Raw genomic sequence first — 14,004 nt, 5'->3', positions numbered from 1 at the left:
GGTGGAATCTGTGGAACCTAGCCCTTGCGCATGACCAGGGCGAGAAGCAGCATCGACAGCACGAAGCCGATCCAGATCGAGGGCTCGGCTTCCAGGCTCAGCCACTCCTGGAACTTGCCGGCCAGGCCGACGAAGATCAGGTTCACGTACGCGGCAGACAGCAGGCCGATGAACAGCCGGTCGCCACGCGTGGTGGCAATGGGGAGCCAGCCGCGCCGCATGGTGGTGGGCGACTTGATCTCCCACACGGTCATGCCGACCAGCATGAGCGCGATGCAGGTGAAGAAAACGGCCACGGGGGTGGTCCAGACCATCCAGTCGAACATGTCGCCTGTCTCCTCTTAAACACGCCCCATCGCGAAACCCTTCGCGATGTAGTGACGCACAAACCAGATCACGATCGCGCCCGGCACGATGGTGAGCACACCCGCTGCCGCCAGCGTTGCCCAGTCCATGCCCGAAGCGCTCACCGTGCGCGTCATCGTCGCAACGATGGGCTTGGCATTCACGCTCGTGAGCGTGCGCGCCAGCAGCAGCTCGACCCAGCTGAACATGAAGCAGAAGAACGCCGCCACGCCCACGCCGGCCTTGATGAGCGGCAGGAAGATCGTGAGGAAGAAGCGCGGGAACGAATAGCCGTCGATGTACGCCGTCTCGTCGATCTCGCGCGGAATGCCGCTCATGAAGCCTTCCAGAATCCACACCGCCAGCGGTACGTTGAAGAGCAGGTGCGCCAGCGCCACGCCCAGGTGCGTGTCCATGAGGCCCACGGTGCTGTACAGCTGGAAGAACGGCAGCAGGAACACCGCGGGCGGCGTCATGCGATTGGTCAGCAGCCAGAAGAACACGTGCTTGTCGCCCAGGAAGCTGTAGCGCGAGAACGCATACGCTGCCGGCAGCGCCACGGTGAGCGAGATCACCGTGTTGATCGCCACGTAGATCAGGCTGTTGATGTAGCCCGAGTACCACGACTCGTCGGTGAAGATGCGCGCGTAGTTGGCCCAGGTGAGCTGCTGCGGGAAGAACGAGAAGCTCGACAGGATCTCCTCGTTCGTCTTGAAGCTCATGTTGACCATCCAATAGATGGGCAACAGCGCGAACAGGATGTACAGCAGCAGGAAGATGCTGCGCTTGTGAAAGCGTTTCTCGTTCATTGTTCTTTCTCCACTTCCTGCGTACCGACCCGTTGCATCCAGTTGTAGAGCACGAAGCAGAACAGCAGGATGATCAGGAAATAGATCAGCGAGAACGCCGCCGCCGGCCCGAGGTCGAACTGCCCCACGGCCTTCTGCGTGAGGTACTGGCTCAGGAAGGTGGTCGCATTGCCCGGCCCGCCGCCCGTGAGCACGAAGGGCTCGGTGTAGATCATGAAGCTGTCCATGAAGCGCAGCAGCACCGCGATCATCAGCACGCCGCGCATCTTGGGCAGCTGGATGTAGCGGAACACGGCGAACTTGCTGGCACCGTCGATGCGCGCGGCCTGGTAGTAGGCATCGGGAATCGAGCGCAGGCCGGCGTAGCACAGCAGCGCCACCAGCGGCGTCCAGTGCCACACATCCATCACCAGCACCGTGAGCCAGGCGTCGGTCGCACTGCCGGTGTAGTTGTATTCGATGCCCATGACCTGCAGCGCGTGGCCCAGCAGGCCGATGTCGGCGCGGCCGTAAATCTGCCAGATGGTGCCCACCACGTTCCATGGAATGAGCAGCGACAGCGCCACCACCACCAGCACCGCCGACGACTTCCAGCCCGTGGCCGGCATGGACAGCGCGAGCGCGATGCCCAGCGGAATCTCCACCAGCAGAACCGACAGCGAGAAGCCCAGCTGGCGCCACAGCGCCTGGTGCAGCTCGTCATCACGCATCACGGCGGCGAACCATTCGGTGCCGACGAACACGCGCCGCTCGGGCGAGATGATGTCCTGCACCGAGTAGTTGACCACCGTCATCAGCGGCACGATGGCCGAGAAGGCCACGCAGATGAGCACGGGCAGCACGAGCCACCAGGCTTTCTGATTGATCGGTTTGTTCGTCGGATTCATGCCACCAGTTCCTCGTCCTTGTAGTAGCAGGTGTGCGTATCGAGCACCCGCAGCCACACCGTGTCGCCCACCGCCGGCGCCTGTTCGTCCGAGTGCATGCGCACCTTGACCACGCCGCCGTCGACCTCCGCGCTCAGCATCGCGTGCGTGCCGACGTCCTGCACCTGCTTCACCACCGCCGGCACGGCACCGGGCGCCCCCGCGTTCGACAGGCGCAGGTACTCGGGCCGGATGCCGATCTTCAGTGCGCCGGGCGGCAGCTCGCGCGTCGGCACCAGCGGCGTGCCCGCCACTTCGAGCGCGCCGTTGGCGCTGTGGGCCGACAGGAAGTTCATGCCCGGCGAGCCGATGAAGTGGCCCACGAAGGTGTGCGCGGGCCGCTCGAACAGCGCCTCGGCGCTGCCCACCTGCACCGCCTTGCCGCGCGTCATGACCACCACCTCTTCGGCGAAGGTCAGCGCCTCGACCTGGTCGTGCGTGACGTAGATCAGCGTGAGCTTGAGCTCGCGGTGAATCTGCTTGAGCTTGCGCCGCAGCTGCCACTTCAGGTGCGGGTCGATCACGGTGAGCGGCTCGTCGAACAGCACCGCCGACACGTCGCTGCGCACGAGGCCTCGGCCCAGCGAGATCTTCTGCTTGGCATCGGCCGCCAGGCCCGAGGCACGCTGGTTGAGCTGGCTGCTCATGTCGAGCATTTCGGCGATCTCGCCGACGCGCTTCTTGATCTGGTCTTCGGGCACCTTGCGGTTGCGCAGCGGGAACGCGAGGTTCTCGGCCACGGTCATGGTGTCGTAGATCACCGGGAACTGGAACACCTGCGCGATGTTGCGTTCCTGCGGCGTGGCGCGCGTCATGTCGCGCCCGTCGAAGCTCACCGTGCCCTGCGAAGGCACCAGCAGGCCCGAGATGATGTTGAGCATGGTCGTCTTGCCGCAGCCCGAAGGGCCGAGCAAGGCATACGCGCCGCCGTCACGGAAGCTCATCTTGAGCGGCAGCAGCGCGTAGTCGCTGTCCTTCGTCGGGTTGGGACGGTAGGCGTGGGCCAGGTCGAGATCGATGCGTGCCATCTCAAGCTCCTTTGCGCCACGCGGGCGCCAGCGCCAGCTTCTCGCCGGCATCGAACACATAGGCCTGCGACGCGCTGAAGTACAGCGTGATCGAGGCGCCCAGCTCGAAGCGGTGCACGCCGGTGAGCTGCGCCACCAGTTCGCCCACCGCCGTCTCGACGTGCACGAAGGTGTCGGAGCCCGAGATCTCGGCCAGCTCCACCTTGCCGGGCAAGGCGATGTCGCCCTCCCCCGCATTGACGTTCAGCGCACTCGCGCGCAGGCCCACGGTGACCGCACCCGACACGTTCTCGGGCAAGGCCAGCGCCAATGCCGGGCCACCCGCGAGTTGCACACGGCCGGCGCTGGCCGTGCCGGCCAGCAGGTTCATCGGCGGATCGCTGAAGGCGCGCGCCACGCGCAGCGACTGCGGCGCATGGAACACCTCGGCCGTGGGGCCGTACTGCAGCAGTTCGCCCGCGTCCATCACGGCGGTGTAGCCGCCCAGCAGCAGCGCTTCGCCAGGCTCGGTGGTGGCGTAGATGACGGTCGAGTCGCCCGTGGCGAAGAGCTGCGTGAGTTCTTCGCGCAGGCCTTCGCGCAGCTTGTAGTCGAGGTTGACCAGCGGCTCGTCGAGCAGCATCAGCGGCGCATTCTTGGCGAGCGCGCGCGCCAGCGCCACGCGCTGCTGCTGGCCGCCCGACAGTTCCTGCGGGTAGCGGTCGAGGAACATGCCGATGTGCAACTTGTCGGCCAGCGCCTTCACCCGCGCATCGATGTTCGATTCGCCGCGCAGCTTCAGCGGCGAGGCGATGTTGTCGGCCACCTTGAGCGACGGGTAGTTGATGAACTGCTGATAGACCATCGCGACATTGCGCTCGCGCACCGGCGTGCCGGTGACGTCCGTGCCGTCCACGAGCACACGGCCCGTGCTCGGCGTGTCGAGCCCGGCCATCAGGCGCATCAGGCTGGTCTTGCCGGCCTGCGTGGCGCCGAGCAGCACGGTCACCGCGCCGCTTTTCGGCGCGATGCTCTGCTCGTAGAGCCAGGTCTGCGCGCCGACCTTCTTGGTGACGCGCTCCAGTGTCAGTTGCATGGGCCCTCTCTTTTCCTGTTGTTCTGTCGCTGGCTTGCCGCGGTTTGCTGCAAAAGGGGCTTCAGTCCTGGCGGGCGTTCGCCTGCAGCCAGATCGCGACCTGTTCGCGCTCCGCCGGTGTGTAGTGCAGGCCGAGCTTGGTGCGCCGCCAGAGCACGTCGTCCGAGCTCACGGCCCATTCGCGCGCCTGCAGGAAGCGCAGTTCGCGCTCGTACAGGCCGGGCGCCACCTCGGCGCCCATGTCGGCCAGCGACTGCGCCTCGCCGACCAGTTCGGCCACGCGCGCGCCGTAGCCGCGCGAGAGGCGGCGTGCGAGTGCGGCGTCGAGCCAGGGGTACTTCGTCTGCACGGCGGCCACGAAGCGCTCGAAGTCTTCGTCGGGGCGCTTGGGCGCGCCGATCCAGGCCGACAGGTCGCCGCCGGCCAGGAAGGCGCCGTCGGTCCAGGCCGGGCGCTGCGCGCCCGACTGGCCCAGCATGCGGCCCACCTCGTCGGCCGCGTCCTCGGCCAGCTTGCGGAAGGTGGTGATCTTTCCGCCCCACACCGACAGCAGCGGCGCGGCGGTGGTGTTCGATTCGAGCAGGTAGTCGCGCGTGACGGCCGAGGGGTCGCCCGAGGCGTCGTCCAGCAGCGGACGCACGCCCGAGTAGGTCCAGACCACGTCGGCGGGCACGATGGCCTTGTCGAAGTAGCGGCTGGCCTGGGTGCAGAGGTAGTCGATTTCTTCCTGCGCGATGCGCGCGGCGCCGGGGTCGTCGCCGCTGATCTCGATGTCTGTGGTGCCGATCAGCGTGAACGCGCCCTGGTAGGGAATGGCGAAGATGATCCGCTTGTCGGGGTTCTGGAAGATGTAGGCGTGGTCGTGGTCGAACAGGCGCGGCACGATGATGTGACTGCCCTTCACGAGCCGCAGGCTCTTGGTGGCCAGCGCCTCGCCGCGCGCCGAATGGGCCACGCCGCGCAGGAAGGACTCGGCCCACGGGCCGGCCGCGTTCACCACGGCGCGCGCGCGCACGGTGCGGTGCGCGCCGTCGGGACCTTCGAGCGTTGCGACCCAGCCATCGGTGCCGCGCTGCGCATGGATGCAGCGCGTGCGCGTGAGCACCTCGGCGCCCTTCGAACGCGCATCGATGGCGTTGAGCACCACCAGCCGCGCGTCGTCGACCCAGCCGTCCGAATACACGAAGCCGCGCTTGTACTGCGGCTTGAGCGGCGCGCCGGCCGCGTGCTGGCGCAGATCGACGCCGCGCGACGGCGGCAGCACCTCGCGCCTGGCCAGGTGGTCGTACATGAACAGGCCGATGCGGATCATCCAGGCCGGGCGCATCGAGGGGTCGTGCGGCATCACGAAGCGCAGCGGCCACATGATGTGCGGCGCGCTCTTGAGCAGCACTTCGCGCTCCTGCAGCGCCTTGCGCACCAGCGAGAACTCGTAGTACTCCAGGTAGCGCAGCCCGCCGTGGATCAGCTTGGTGGAAGAAGAAGAGGTGTGCGAGGCCAGGTCGTCCTTCTCGCACAGGACCACGCGCCAGCCCCGGCCGGCCAGGTCGCGCGCAATGCCGCAGCCATTGATGCCGCCGCCGACGATCAGCACATCGCAATCGGTGGTGGCCGGCGCGGCCGCTGGAGAGGTGGTTTCGCTCACAGGTTGGGGGTCCGTTGTTTCGTGACTTTTTTCGTGACTTTTGCCAACAAAGGCCGAGATTGTATTTTCGAGTTTTTTCATTTGGATTCCTTTTGGCGCGATTTTCCTCCGAGTTTTCCCTTACTCGGCTTCGTTTTCTTTCGTTTTAAAGTGACGCGCCCTGTACCCTCGACCCCAGTCTTTCCGCTTTCCACGACGCCCCTGTGAACTCCAACCCGCGCCAGATCAACCTCCTGGACACCGTGCGCGCGCGCGGCTCCGTCACCGTCGAACAACTCGCGGACATGCTGGGCGTGACGCTGCAGACCGTGCGCCGCGACGTGCAGCGGCTGGCCGACGCGGGGTTGCTGACGCGCTTTCACGGCGGCGTGCGCGTGCCCAGTTCCACCACCGAGAACATCGGCTACCAGCAGCGCGAAACGCTCAACGCCGACGGCAAGGCGCGCATCGCCCGCCGCGTGGCCGAGCTGGTGCCCAACGACTGCTCGCTGATCCTGAACATCGGCACCACCACCGAGGCCATCGCCAAGGCGCTGATGCGCCACACGGGCCTGCGCGTGATCACCAACAACCTGAACGTGGCGACCATCCTGAGCGGCAACACGGCCTGCGAGGTGATCGTGGCCGGCGGCTCGGTGCGCCCGCGCGACCGCGCCGTGGTGGGCGAGGCCACCATCGACTTCATCCGCCAGTTCAAGGTCGACATCGCGCTCATCGGCGTGTCGAGCATCGAGGCCGACGGCTCGCTGCGCGACTTCGACCTGCGCGAGGTGAAGGTCGCGCAGACCATCATTGCCCAGGCGCGCGAGGTGTGGCTGGCGGCCGATGCGAGCAAGTTCAACCGGCCGGCGATGATCGAGCTGGGCACGCTGTCGCAGATCGACCGGCTCATCACCGACGCCCCGCCACCGCCGCCTTTCCCCGAGCTGCTGCATGCGGCACGGGTACGGCTCGAGATCGCGCGCGACAACTGAGAAGAAACACCGACCGAAATGACCACCTACCTGCTCGCCCTCGACCAGGGCACCTCCAGCTCGCGCAGCATCGTGTTCGACCGCGAAGGCCGCATCGTCGCCATCGCACAGAAAGAGCTCACGCAGATCTACCCGCAGCCGGGCTGGGTCGAGCACGACCCGATGGAAATCTGGCGCAGCCAGCTCGCCACCGCGCGCGAAGTGCTCGCCAAGGCGAAGCTGCAGGCCACCGACATCCACGCCATCGGCATCACCAACCAGCGCGAGACCACCGTGCTGTGGAACCGCAAGACAGGCCAGCCGGTGCACCACGCCATCGTCTGGCAGGACCGCCGCGCCGAACCGCTGTGCGCGCAGCTGCGAGAGCAGGGGCTGAGCGACACCATCCGCGAAAAGACCGGTCTGGTGATCGATGCGTACTTCTCGGGCACCAAGCTGCGCTGGCTGCTGGACCACGTGCCCGGCGCCCGCGCGCAGGCCGAACGTGGCGAGCTGGCCTTCGGCACCGTCGACAGCTGGCTCATGTGGCAGCTCACCGGCGGCAAGGTGCACGTGACCGACGTGAGCAACGCCTCGCGCACCATGCTCTTCAACGTGCGCCGCAACGAGTGGGACGCCGACCTGCTGAAGGCACTCGATATTCCCGCCTCGCTGATGCCGAAGGTGCAGCCGTCGAGTTCGCACTTCGCCGACACCGATGCTGCGCTGCTCGGCCACACGCTGCCCATCGGCGGCGTGGCCGGCGACCAGCAGAGCGCCCTCTTCGGCCAGGCCTGCTTCGAGGCCGGCATGGCCAAGAACACCTACGGCACCGGCTGCTTCCTGCTCATGCACACGGGCGCCGCCTTCCAGCCGTCGCAGAACGGGCTGCTCGTGACCAGCGCCGCGCAGACCGATGCCACCCCGCAGTACGCCATGGAAGGCAGCGTGTTCGTCGGCGGCGCCGTGGTGCAGTGGCTGCGCGACGGCCTCAAGGCCATCAAGGGCAGCGCCGAGGTGCAGTCACTGGCCGAGAGCGTGCCCGACGCGGGCGGCGTGATGATGGTGCCGGCCTTCACCGGCCTGGGCGCGCCCTACTGGGATGCGGATGCACGCGGCACGATCACCGGCCTCACGCGCGGCACCACGGTCGCGCACATCGCGCGCGCCGCGCTCGAGAGCATCGCCTACCAGAGCGCCGCGCTGCTGCAGGCCATGAGCCGCGACGCCGTGGCTGCCGGCGGCAAGCCCGTGGCCGAGCTGCGTGTGGACGGCGGCGCGAGCGTGAATGACCTGCTGATGCAGTTCCAGGCCGACCTGCTGGGCATTCCGGTGGTGCGGCCCGAAGTGGTCGAGACCACCGCGCTGGGCGCGGCCTACCTGGCGGGGCTGTCGACCGGCGTCTACACCGACGCGCGCCAGCTCTCGAAGCTGTGGAAAGTCGATCGCCGTTTCATGCCGACCATGGGCCGCGCGCAGGCTGAAGAGTCGATGGCGCGCTGGGAGCGTGCAGTGCGCCAAGCGACAGCAAATTGAAGCTCACCCCCAGGCTTCGCGCACTTCGTGTCGCTTCTCCTACCCCCCACCGGGGGCGACACCAGCGGCCCTGCGAAGCCGGTTCCGCGGTGTCTCGCGAACAAGCCGACTGACGCGGGCTTACCAGCCCCAGACCTGGCGCTTGGGCACCCAGCCGGTGGCGCCGCCTTCGTGGCGCACCTTGACCCAGTCGCCACGGCGCTCGAGGGTGCGCAGCACGTCGCCGTACACGGCCTTCTTCACGACCGGGCTGCGCGCGCCGGGTGCGCGGCGCAGTTGAGCGGTCTTGGCCTTCACCACGTGGTGCGGCGTCTTGTTCGTCATCGAACGGTAGACCCAGGCCTTGTCGTTCTCGAAGTCGGTGACCCGCAGCCATTCGCCCTTGCGGCCGATCACGCGCAGCGGGTAGCCCCGACTGACCGTCCAGTGCGCTTCGGCGCGCTGGGTGGGGCCGGTGCGCATGTTCAGCGTCTTGACCGCGACACTGACCATCTGCGGCTGCGCGGCAAAGGCGGACGGCAGCACCATCCACGAGAAGAAGAATGCGAGCAGGAGCGCGGGCAGTCGGCGGCTGAATCGGGCCATGGGGCGAAGGTTCCTTTCGAAGAGACACAAGAGGTCCGGCAATGCCGGGCGAAGCCCCTCTGGGACCCTGAGCGCGAATAAGTTCCGCGGGGATATCCCTGAGGCGAGCCTCTTGCGGCCTTCAAAGACCCCGCGAGGGTCGGGACACTGAACGCGTTGCCGCAAGGTGCGGGGCAGAATTCGGCCGCTTTCGACTCCCCCACGCCGCGCTTGACACATCCCCACACCGACGCCCCGCGTCACCACTCCAGCGCCCTGCTGGCCTTCGGCGTGGTCAGCGCCACGCTGCTGGCGCTGATCGCCTTGGGGCACGACGGCCGCCGCATCGCCCAGCTCGCGGTGCTCGCCGCGCCGCCCGTGCTCTGGCTGCTGTGGCCGTTGCACAGCGCGCGCCTGCGGCGCTGGCGCACGGCGCTCGTGTGGCTCTGGGTGATGGGCTTCGGCCTCGACGCCGTGGTGCGCGCCTACCTGCTCGACACCTACCAGGCCGCGCCCGACAGCGCCATGGTGCTGGGCGCGGCGGCCAACACCAACGCACGCGAAAGCGCCGAATACCTCCGCATGCACTGGCGCTCCGCGGTGGTCTGGTCGGCCGCGCTCGCAGCGGCGGGCGTGCTGGCAGGCCTGTTCGCACGGCGCGGTGCCGCGGCCGTGGCATCGGCGGCGCCGCGTGCGCGGCGGCCGTTCTGGGCGCGGTCGCTGCTGCTCCTGATCCTGCTGGCCGCCTGCGTGGCCTACGTGAGCAAGCCCTGGCGCCGGCTGCATCCAGCCGTCTTCTGGACCCAATGGTCACAGTCGCTGCAGGCTCAGCGCGCCGCCTGGGCCGGGCAACAGGAAACCCGCGATGCGCAGATGGCCCAGGCCCGGCAGATCGCGCCGGTGATCTCGCGCGAAGGGCCCTCCACGGTCGTGCTCGTCATCACCGACAGCATCAACCGCGACAACATGGGGCTGTACGGCTACGGCCGCCCGACCACGCCGCGCCTGCAGGCGCACAAGGCGCAGGAAGGCGACCGCATGGCCGTGCTGCAGAACGCGTGGTCGGTGGACGCGAGCACCCTGCCCGCGCTGCGCAACATGTTCCATTTCGGCCAGCCCTCCAACGGAAATGCAGGGGGCCCGCCCCACCTGCTGGCCCTGGCGCGCGCCGCCGGCTACAAGGTCTGGTGGATCAGCAACCACGACGACCTGGCCATCGAGCAGGAGCATGCGCGCTATGCCGACGTGGTCGACATGGTGAACCGCACGCCGGGCCGCGCCAGCGCCTCGCTCGACGGCGAAATCCTCGATTGCGTACAGGAGGCGTTTGCAGACACCAGCACCGAACGCAAGCTCATCGTGGTCCACCTGATGGGCGCGCATCCGCACTACAGCCTGCGCTTTCCCGAGAACGCCAACCCCTTCGACGACCGCGTGGATGCCGTCGAGAACGGCCTCGTGAAAGACGGCCGCTCGGCCCTGGTGCGGCACTTCCGTCATGAATACGACGCCGCGCTGCTGTACCACGACTTCGTGGTGTCGGAGCTGCTGCAACAGACCCGCAGCACGGGCAGGCCCGACGACTACCGCGCCTGGATGTACCTGTCGGACCATGGCCAGGAAGTAGGCCACGGCAGCGACCGCGCAGGCCACAGCCCCGCGACCGCCTCGGGCTATCGCATCCCGACCGTGGTCTGGCGCAACCGCGAAGCGCTGCCCACCGGCGCCGCCACGCAGCAACCCTTTCGCGCGGACTGGGCCGGCTGGAGCCTGATGGACCTGCTGGGCATCCGCTGGAGCGGGCAGAAGGCCGAGCGCAACGTGCTCAGCGAGGCCTACCAATGGCAGGCGCCGGAGATTCCGGTGGCGGTGGAGTCGTTCTCGCGCTAGGCCGCGATGACGAGCACTAGCGGTCGGCCACCGGCCGCACCGCGTGGGTGGCTTCGGCCGCCTCGTTCAGTCCGATCCAGGCATTGCTGAAGTCCACGGCATAGAAGTGCTGCGCGGCCTCGCTGCCCGAGCCCGACCAGAACTTGACCAGCGGCGTATCGGGAAAGCGTGCGCTGTCGATGGTGGGCACGGATGTTTCGCGGGCGCACCACCGCGGCACGGTGACGGGTTCTTTCTCGGGGCTGAGTTCGAGCGTGAACTGTTCGTCGACCAGGCCGTGGTCGCAACGCCGCAGCGCCGCCAGCTCCACGATGGTCGGCAGCCGCCATTGCGAGATGCCTTCGTGGCCCTTCTCGTTGAGCGCCTGCACGCGCGCCTGCGCGTCCATCAGGCTCAAGGCCTCGGCCTCGCCGACGCAACGACCGCCCTGCCACGTCTGCCCCAGGGCGCAGCGCAGCCAGCGCAATCCCGTGGCGGCATCGAAGACGACGGGCGTCGAGGCCTGGGCCGAGGCTTGTGCTTTCGGTGACGCGGCCTGGTCGCAACCGGCGAGCAGCACGACGGCCGCCAAGGCGGCGGCCAACCACTTGCCATCAAGGGCAAGCATTGATTTCTTCATGGGAACTCCCTGCGGTCAGCAATCGGTATCGGGGTCGAATCCCGAATGCTACCGCCGGAGGCTCGAAGTCCCGGGGCCTGCCTGGGGCCCGCAGGACGTCGATTCAATGCGTTGTCAGTGCGCCGGCACCAGGAAGTCCTGGCTGATCCGCCCGCCCAGTTCGTTCACCCGGTCGAGGAACTGCGTGAGGTAGGCGTGCAGGCCCGTCGCCAGGATTTCGTCGACCCGCGCGTACTGCAGGTCGGCCAGCAGCTTGCCGGCGCGGCGCTGCGTTTCGGCGCTGTGTTCGTTCTGCACCTTCGCGAGGTTGTTGACCACCTCGACCAGGCTGGCGTGCAGCGAGCGCGGCATGTCGGCGCGAAGAATGAGCAGCTCGGCCACGCGCTCGGGCTTGATCACGTCGCGGTAGACCTTGCGGTACACCTCGAAGGCCGAAACGCTGCGCAGAATCGCGCTCCAGTGATAGAAGTCGTACTCCTGATCTTCCTCGGTGGCGGCACCGAAGAACTCGCTGTTGAGCGCGTGGAACTTCACGTCGACCAGGCGCGCCGTGTTGTCGGCACGCTCCAAAAAGGTGCCCAGGCGCGAGAAGTAGAACGCCTCATCCTGGAGCATGGTGCCCAGCGTGACGCCGCGCGACAGGTGCGAGCGGAACTTGACCCACTCGAAGAACTGGCCCGGGTCGCGCTCGAAGTCGCCCGCGCGCAGCATGCGGTTCACTTCGAGCCAGGTGGTGTTCTGCGTTTCCCAGGCCTCGGTGGTGAGCGCGCCGCGCACGGCGCGGGCGTTCTCGCGCGCGGCCTTCAGGCAGGAGACGATCGACGACGGATTGCTCTCGTCCTTGACCATGAACTCCATGACCTCATTCGGTGCGATCTGGTCGTACTTCTTGCTGTACCAGGGCAGGAGCTCGCTGATCGAGAGCACGCCCTGCCAGCCGTACTTGGCGACTTCGGCCGACTGCGGCAGCAGCGAGGTCTGGTAGTTGACGTCGAGCATGCGTGCCGTGTTCTCGGCACGCTCGGTGTAGCGGGACATCCAGTAGAGGTGGTCTGCGGTGCGGGACAGCATCGTGTGTGCTCCTACTGCGATTGGCTTTGCGAGGGCGCGGCCGCCTTCGGCTTGGCCGTGCGGTCCGCTTCGAGAATCCAGGTGTCCTTGGTGCCGCCGCCCTGCGACGAGTTGACCACCAGCGACCCTTCCTTCAGTGCCACGCGCGTGAGGCCGCCGGGCACCATCTGCACTTCCTTGCCCGAGAGCACGAAGGGACGCAGGTCGATGTGGCGCGGCGCGATGCCGGCGTCGACGAAGGTCGGCGAGGTCGACAGGCTCAGCGTGGGCTGGGCGATGTAGCCGTCGGGCTTGGCGATGACGGCTTTCTTGAAGTCCTCGATCTCGGCCTGCGTGGCGGCCGGGCCGATGAGCATGCCGTAGCCGCCGGCGCCGTGCACCTCCTTGACGACCAGGTCCTTCATGTTGTCGAGCGTGTACTGCAGCTCGTCCTTGTTGCGGCACATGTAGGTGGGCACGTTCTTCAGGATCGGCTTCTCGCCGAGGTAGAACTCGACCATCTTCGGCACGTAGGGGTAGATCGACTTGTCGTCGGCCACGCCCGTGCCCACGGCATTGCAGATCACGACGTTGCCCGCGCGGTAGGCGCGCATCAGGCCCGCGCAGCCCAGCGTGGAGGTCGGACGGAACACATCGGGGTCGAGGAAGTCGTCGTCGACGCGGCGGTAGATCACGTCGACCCGCACCGGGCCGCGCGTGGTGCGCATGTAGACGAAGTCGTCCTTCACGAACAGGTCCTGCCCCTCGACGAGTTCCACGCCCATCTGCTGGGCGAGGAAGGCGTGCTCGAAGTAGGCGCTGTTGTACATGCCGGGCGTGAGCACCACCACGGTGGGCTCGGCCGTGGCCGGCGGCGCGCTGGCGCGCAGCGTTTCGAGCAGCAGGTCGGGGTAGTGCGCGACCGGCGCGATGCGGTTCTGGTTGAACAGCTCCGGGAAGAGCCGCATCATCATCTTGCGGTTCTCGAGCATGTAGCTCACGCCGCTGGGCACGCGCAGGTTGTCCTCGAGCACGTAGTACTCGCCGTTGCCCTGCGCGTCGGGGGCGCGCACGATGTCGATGCCCGAGATGTTCGAGTAGACGTTGTGCGGCACGTTCACGCCCATCATCTCGGGGCGGAACTGGGCGTTGTTCAGGATCTGCTCGGCCGGGATGATGCCGGCCTTGATGATCTCCTGGTCGTGGTACACGTCGTACAGGAAGCGGTTGAGCGCAGTGACACGCTGCACCAGCCCCTTTTCCATGCTCTCCCACTCGTGGGAGGGAATGATGCGGGGCAGCAGGTCGAACGGGATCAGGCGCTCGGTGCCCGAGCCGTCCTCGTCCTTGGCGCCGTACACCGCGAAGGTGATGCCGACCCGGCGGAAAATCATTTCCGCCTCTTCGCGTCGCGATCGCATCACCTCACCGGGTTGCTTCGCGAGCCATTGGTCGTAGCGCTTGTAGTGCTGTCGGATTGCAGCGCCCGCGTAGGGGAGCTGCTCATACATCTCGTCAAATTTGTGCATGGAACGACCAATCTCCTTGAGCCATAGCTTAGCAA

At 67.3% G+C, this 14,004-nt stretch carries 13 protein-coding genes; 3 read left to right on the top strand and 10 right to left on the bottom strand.

Going from position 1 to position 14,004, the window contains the following annotated elements; translation table 11 throughout:
• Positions 1-17 precede the first annotated feature (17 nt).
• The 6 genes from D3H34_RS10495 to glpD form a co-directional block, all read right to left on the bottom strand.
• Complete coding sequence (locus D3H34_RS10495; RefSeq protein ID WP_119553391.1) at positions 18-326, bottom strand: DUF2160 domain-containing protein; 309 nt, start codon at positions 324-326, stop codon at positions 18-20.
• A 15-nt stretch (positions 327-341) separates the two neighbouring features.
• Positions 342-1,154 carry a carbohydrate ABC transporter permease gene (locus D3H34_RS10490; RefSeq protein ID WP_062476734.1) on the bottom strand — a complete coding sequence of 271 codons (813 nt, stop codon included), beginning with the start codon at positions 1,152-1,154 and terminating at the stop codon, positions 342-344.
• On the bottom strand, positions 1,151-2,041 hold the full coding sequence (locus tag D3H34_RS10485; RefSeq protein ID WP_119553390.1) for a carbohydrate ABC transporter permease: 891 nt from the start codon (positions 2,039-2,041) through the stop codon (positions 1,151-1,153). The genes D3H34_RS10490 and D3H34_RS10485 overlap by 4 nt, the downstream gene beginning before the upstream one ends.
• Entirely contained in the window at positions 2,038-3,108 is a 1,071-nt protein-coding gene (locus D3H34_RS10480; protein WP_119553389.1) for an ABC transporter ATP-binding protein, read from the bottom strand. The genes D3H34_RS10485 and D3H34_RS10480 overlap by 4 nt, the downstream gene beginning before the upstream one ends.
• 1 nt (position 3,109) lies before the next feature.
• Positions 3,110-4,183: an ABC transporter ATP-binding protein gene (locus D3H34_RS10475; RefSeq protein ID WP_119553388.1), complete on the bottom strand. Its 1,074-nt coding sequence runs from the start codon at positions 4,181-4,183 to the stop codon at positions 3,110-3,112.
• Between the two features lie 61 nt (positions 4,184-4,244).
• Positions 4,245-5,909 carry a glycerol-3-phosphate dehydrogenase gene (glpD, locus tag D3H34_RS10470; RefSeq protein ID WP_119553387.1) on the bottom strand — a complete coding sequence of 555 codons (1,665 nt, stop codon included), beginning with the start codon at positions 5,907-5,909 and terminating at the stop codon, positions 4,245-4,247.
• Positions 5,910-6,031: 122 nt separating this feature from the next.
• On the opposite strand from glpD, the gene D3H34_RS10465 reads away from it, so the two are divergent.
• Both D3H34_RS10465 and glpK read left to right on the top strand, forming a co-directional pair.
• A complete protein-coding gene (locus D3H34_RS10465) occupies positions 6,032-6,802 on the top strand; it encodes a DeoR/GlpR family DNA-binding transcription regulator (RefSeq protein WP_119553386.1) in 771 nt (256 codons plus the stop codon).
• Positions 6,803-6,820: 18 nt separating this feature from the next.
• On the top strand, positions 6,821-8,317 hold the full coding sequence (gene glpK / locus D3H34_RS10460) for a glycerol kinase GlpK (RefSeq protein ID WP_119553385.1): 1,497 nt from the start codon (positions 6,821-6,823) through the stop codon (positions 8,315-8,317).
• Between the two features lie 120 nt (positions 8,318-8,437).
• On the opposite strand, the gene D3H34_RS10455 is transcribed toward glpK, so the two are convergent.
• Entirely contained in the window at positions 8,438-8,902 is a 465-nt protein-coding gene (locus tag D3H34_RS10455; RefSeq protein WP_119553384.1) for an SH3 domain-containing protein, read from the bottom strand.
• Positions 8,903-9,112: 210 nt separating this feature from the next.
• On the opposite strand from D3H34_RS10455, the gene D3H34_RS10450 reads away from it, so the two are divergent.
• Positions 9,113-10,771 carry a phosphoethanolamine transferase gene (locus tag D3H34_RS10450; protein WP_167481172.1) on the top strand — a complete coding sequence of 553 codons (1,659 nt, stop codon included), beginning with the start codon at positions 9,113-9,115 and terminating at the stop codon, positions 10,769-10,771.
• Between the two features lie 16 nt (positions 10,772-10,787).
• On the opposite strand, the gene D3H34_RS10445 is transcribed toward D3H34_RS10450, so the two are convergent.
• The 3 genes from D3H34_RS10445 to D3H34_RS10435 form a co-directional block, all read right to left on the bottom strand.
• Positions 10,788-11,390, bottom strand: coding sequence for an Lcl C-terminal domain-containing protein (locus tag D3H34_RS10445; protein ID WP_119553382.1), 603 nt, complete (start codon positions 11,388-11,390; stop codon positions 10,788-10,790).
• 114 nt (positions 11,391-11,504) lie between these two features.
• Positions 11,505-12,461, bottom strand: a complete 957-nt coding sequence (locus D3H34_RS10440) for an alpha-E domain-containing protein (protein WP_119553381.1) — start codon at positions 12,459-12,461, stop codon at positions 11,505-11,507.
• Between the two features lie 11 nt (positions 12,462-12,472).
• Complete coding sequence (locus D3H34_RS10435; RefSeq protein WP_119553380.1) at positions 12,473-13,969, bottom strand: circularly permuted type 2 ATP-grasp protein; 1,497 nt, start codon at positions 13,967-13,969, stop codon at positions 12,473-12,475.
• Between the last annotated feature and the right edge of the window lie 35 nt (positions 13,970-14,004).

The organism is Acidovorax cavernicola (genome assembly GCF_003581445.1).
Note: the sequence above shows the minus strand (reverse complement) of the source record. Positions and strands in the feature narration are given on the sequence as shown.

What these genes read in the sequence shown, in the direction of transcription:
- D3H34_RS10490 (WP_062476734.1), bottom strand. Translation starts at nt 1,154, where the DNA reads ATGAACGAGAAACGCTTTCACAAGCGCAGCATCTTCCTGCTGCTGTAC.
- glpK (WP_119553385.1), top strand. Translation starts at nt 6,821, where the DNA reads ATGACCACCTACCTGCTCGCCCTCGACCAGGGCACCTCCAGCTCGCGC.
- D3H34_RS10480 (WP_119553389.1), bottom strand. Translation starts at nt 3,108, where the DNA reads ATGGCACGCATCGATCTCGACCTGGCCCACGCCTACCGTCCCAACCCG.
- D3H34_RS10445 (WP_119553382.1), bottom strand. Translation starts at nt 11,390, where the DNA reads ATGAAGAAATCAATGCTTGCCCTTGATGGCAAGTGGTTGGCCGCCGCC.
- D3H34_RS10440 (WP_119553381.1), bottom strand. Translation starts at nt 12,461, where the DNA reads ATGCTGTCCCGCACCGCAGACCACCTCTACTGGATGTCCCGCTACACC.
- glpD (WP_119553387.1), bottom strand. Translation starts at nt 5,909, where the DNA reads ATGAAAAAACTCGAAAATACAATCTCGGCCTTTGTTGGCAAAAGTCAC.
- D3H34_RS10435 (WP_119553380.1), bottom strand. Translation starts at nt 13,969, where the DNA reads ATGCACAAATTTGACGAGATGTATGAGCAGCTCCCCTACGCGGGCGCT.
- D3H34_RS10475 (WP_119553388.1), bottom strand. Translation starts at nt 4,183, where the DNA reads ATGCAACTGACACTGGAGCGCGTCACCAAGAAGGTCGGCGCGCAGACC.
- D3H34_RS10485 (WP_119553390.1), bottom strand. Translation starts at nt 2,041, where the DNA reads ATGAATCCGACGAACAAACCGATCAATCAGAAAGCCTGGTGGCTCGTG.
- D3H34_RS10455 (WP_119553384.1), bottom strand. Translation starts at nt 8,902, where the DNA reads ATGGCCCGATTCAGCCGCCGACTGCCCGCGCTCCTGCTCGCATTCTTC.
- D3H34_RS10495 (WP_119553391.1), bottom strand. Translation starts at nt 326, where the DNA reads ATGTTCGACTGGATGGTCTGGACCACCCCCGTGGCCGTTTTCTTCACC.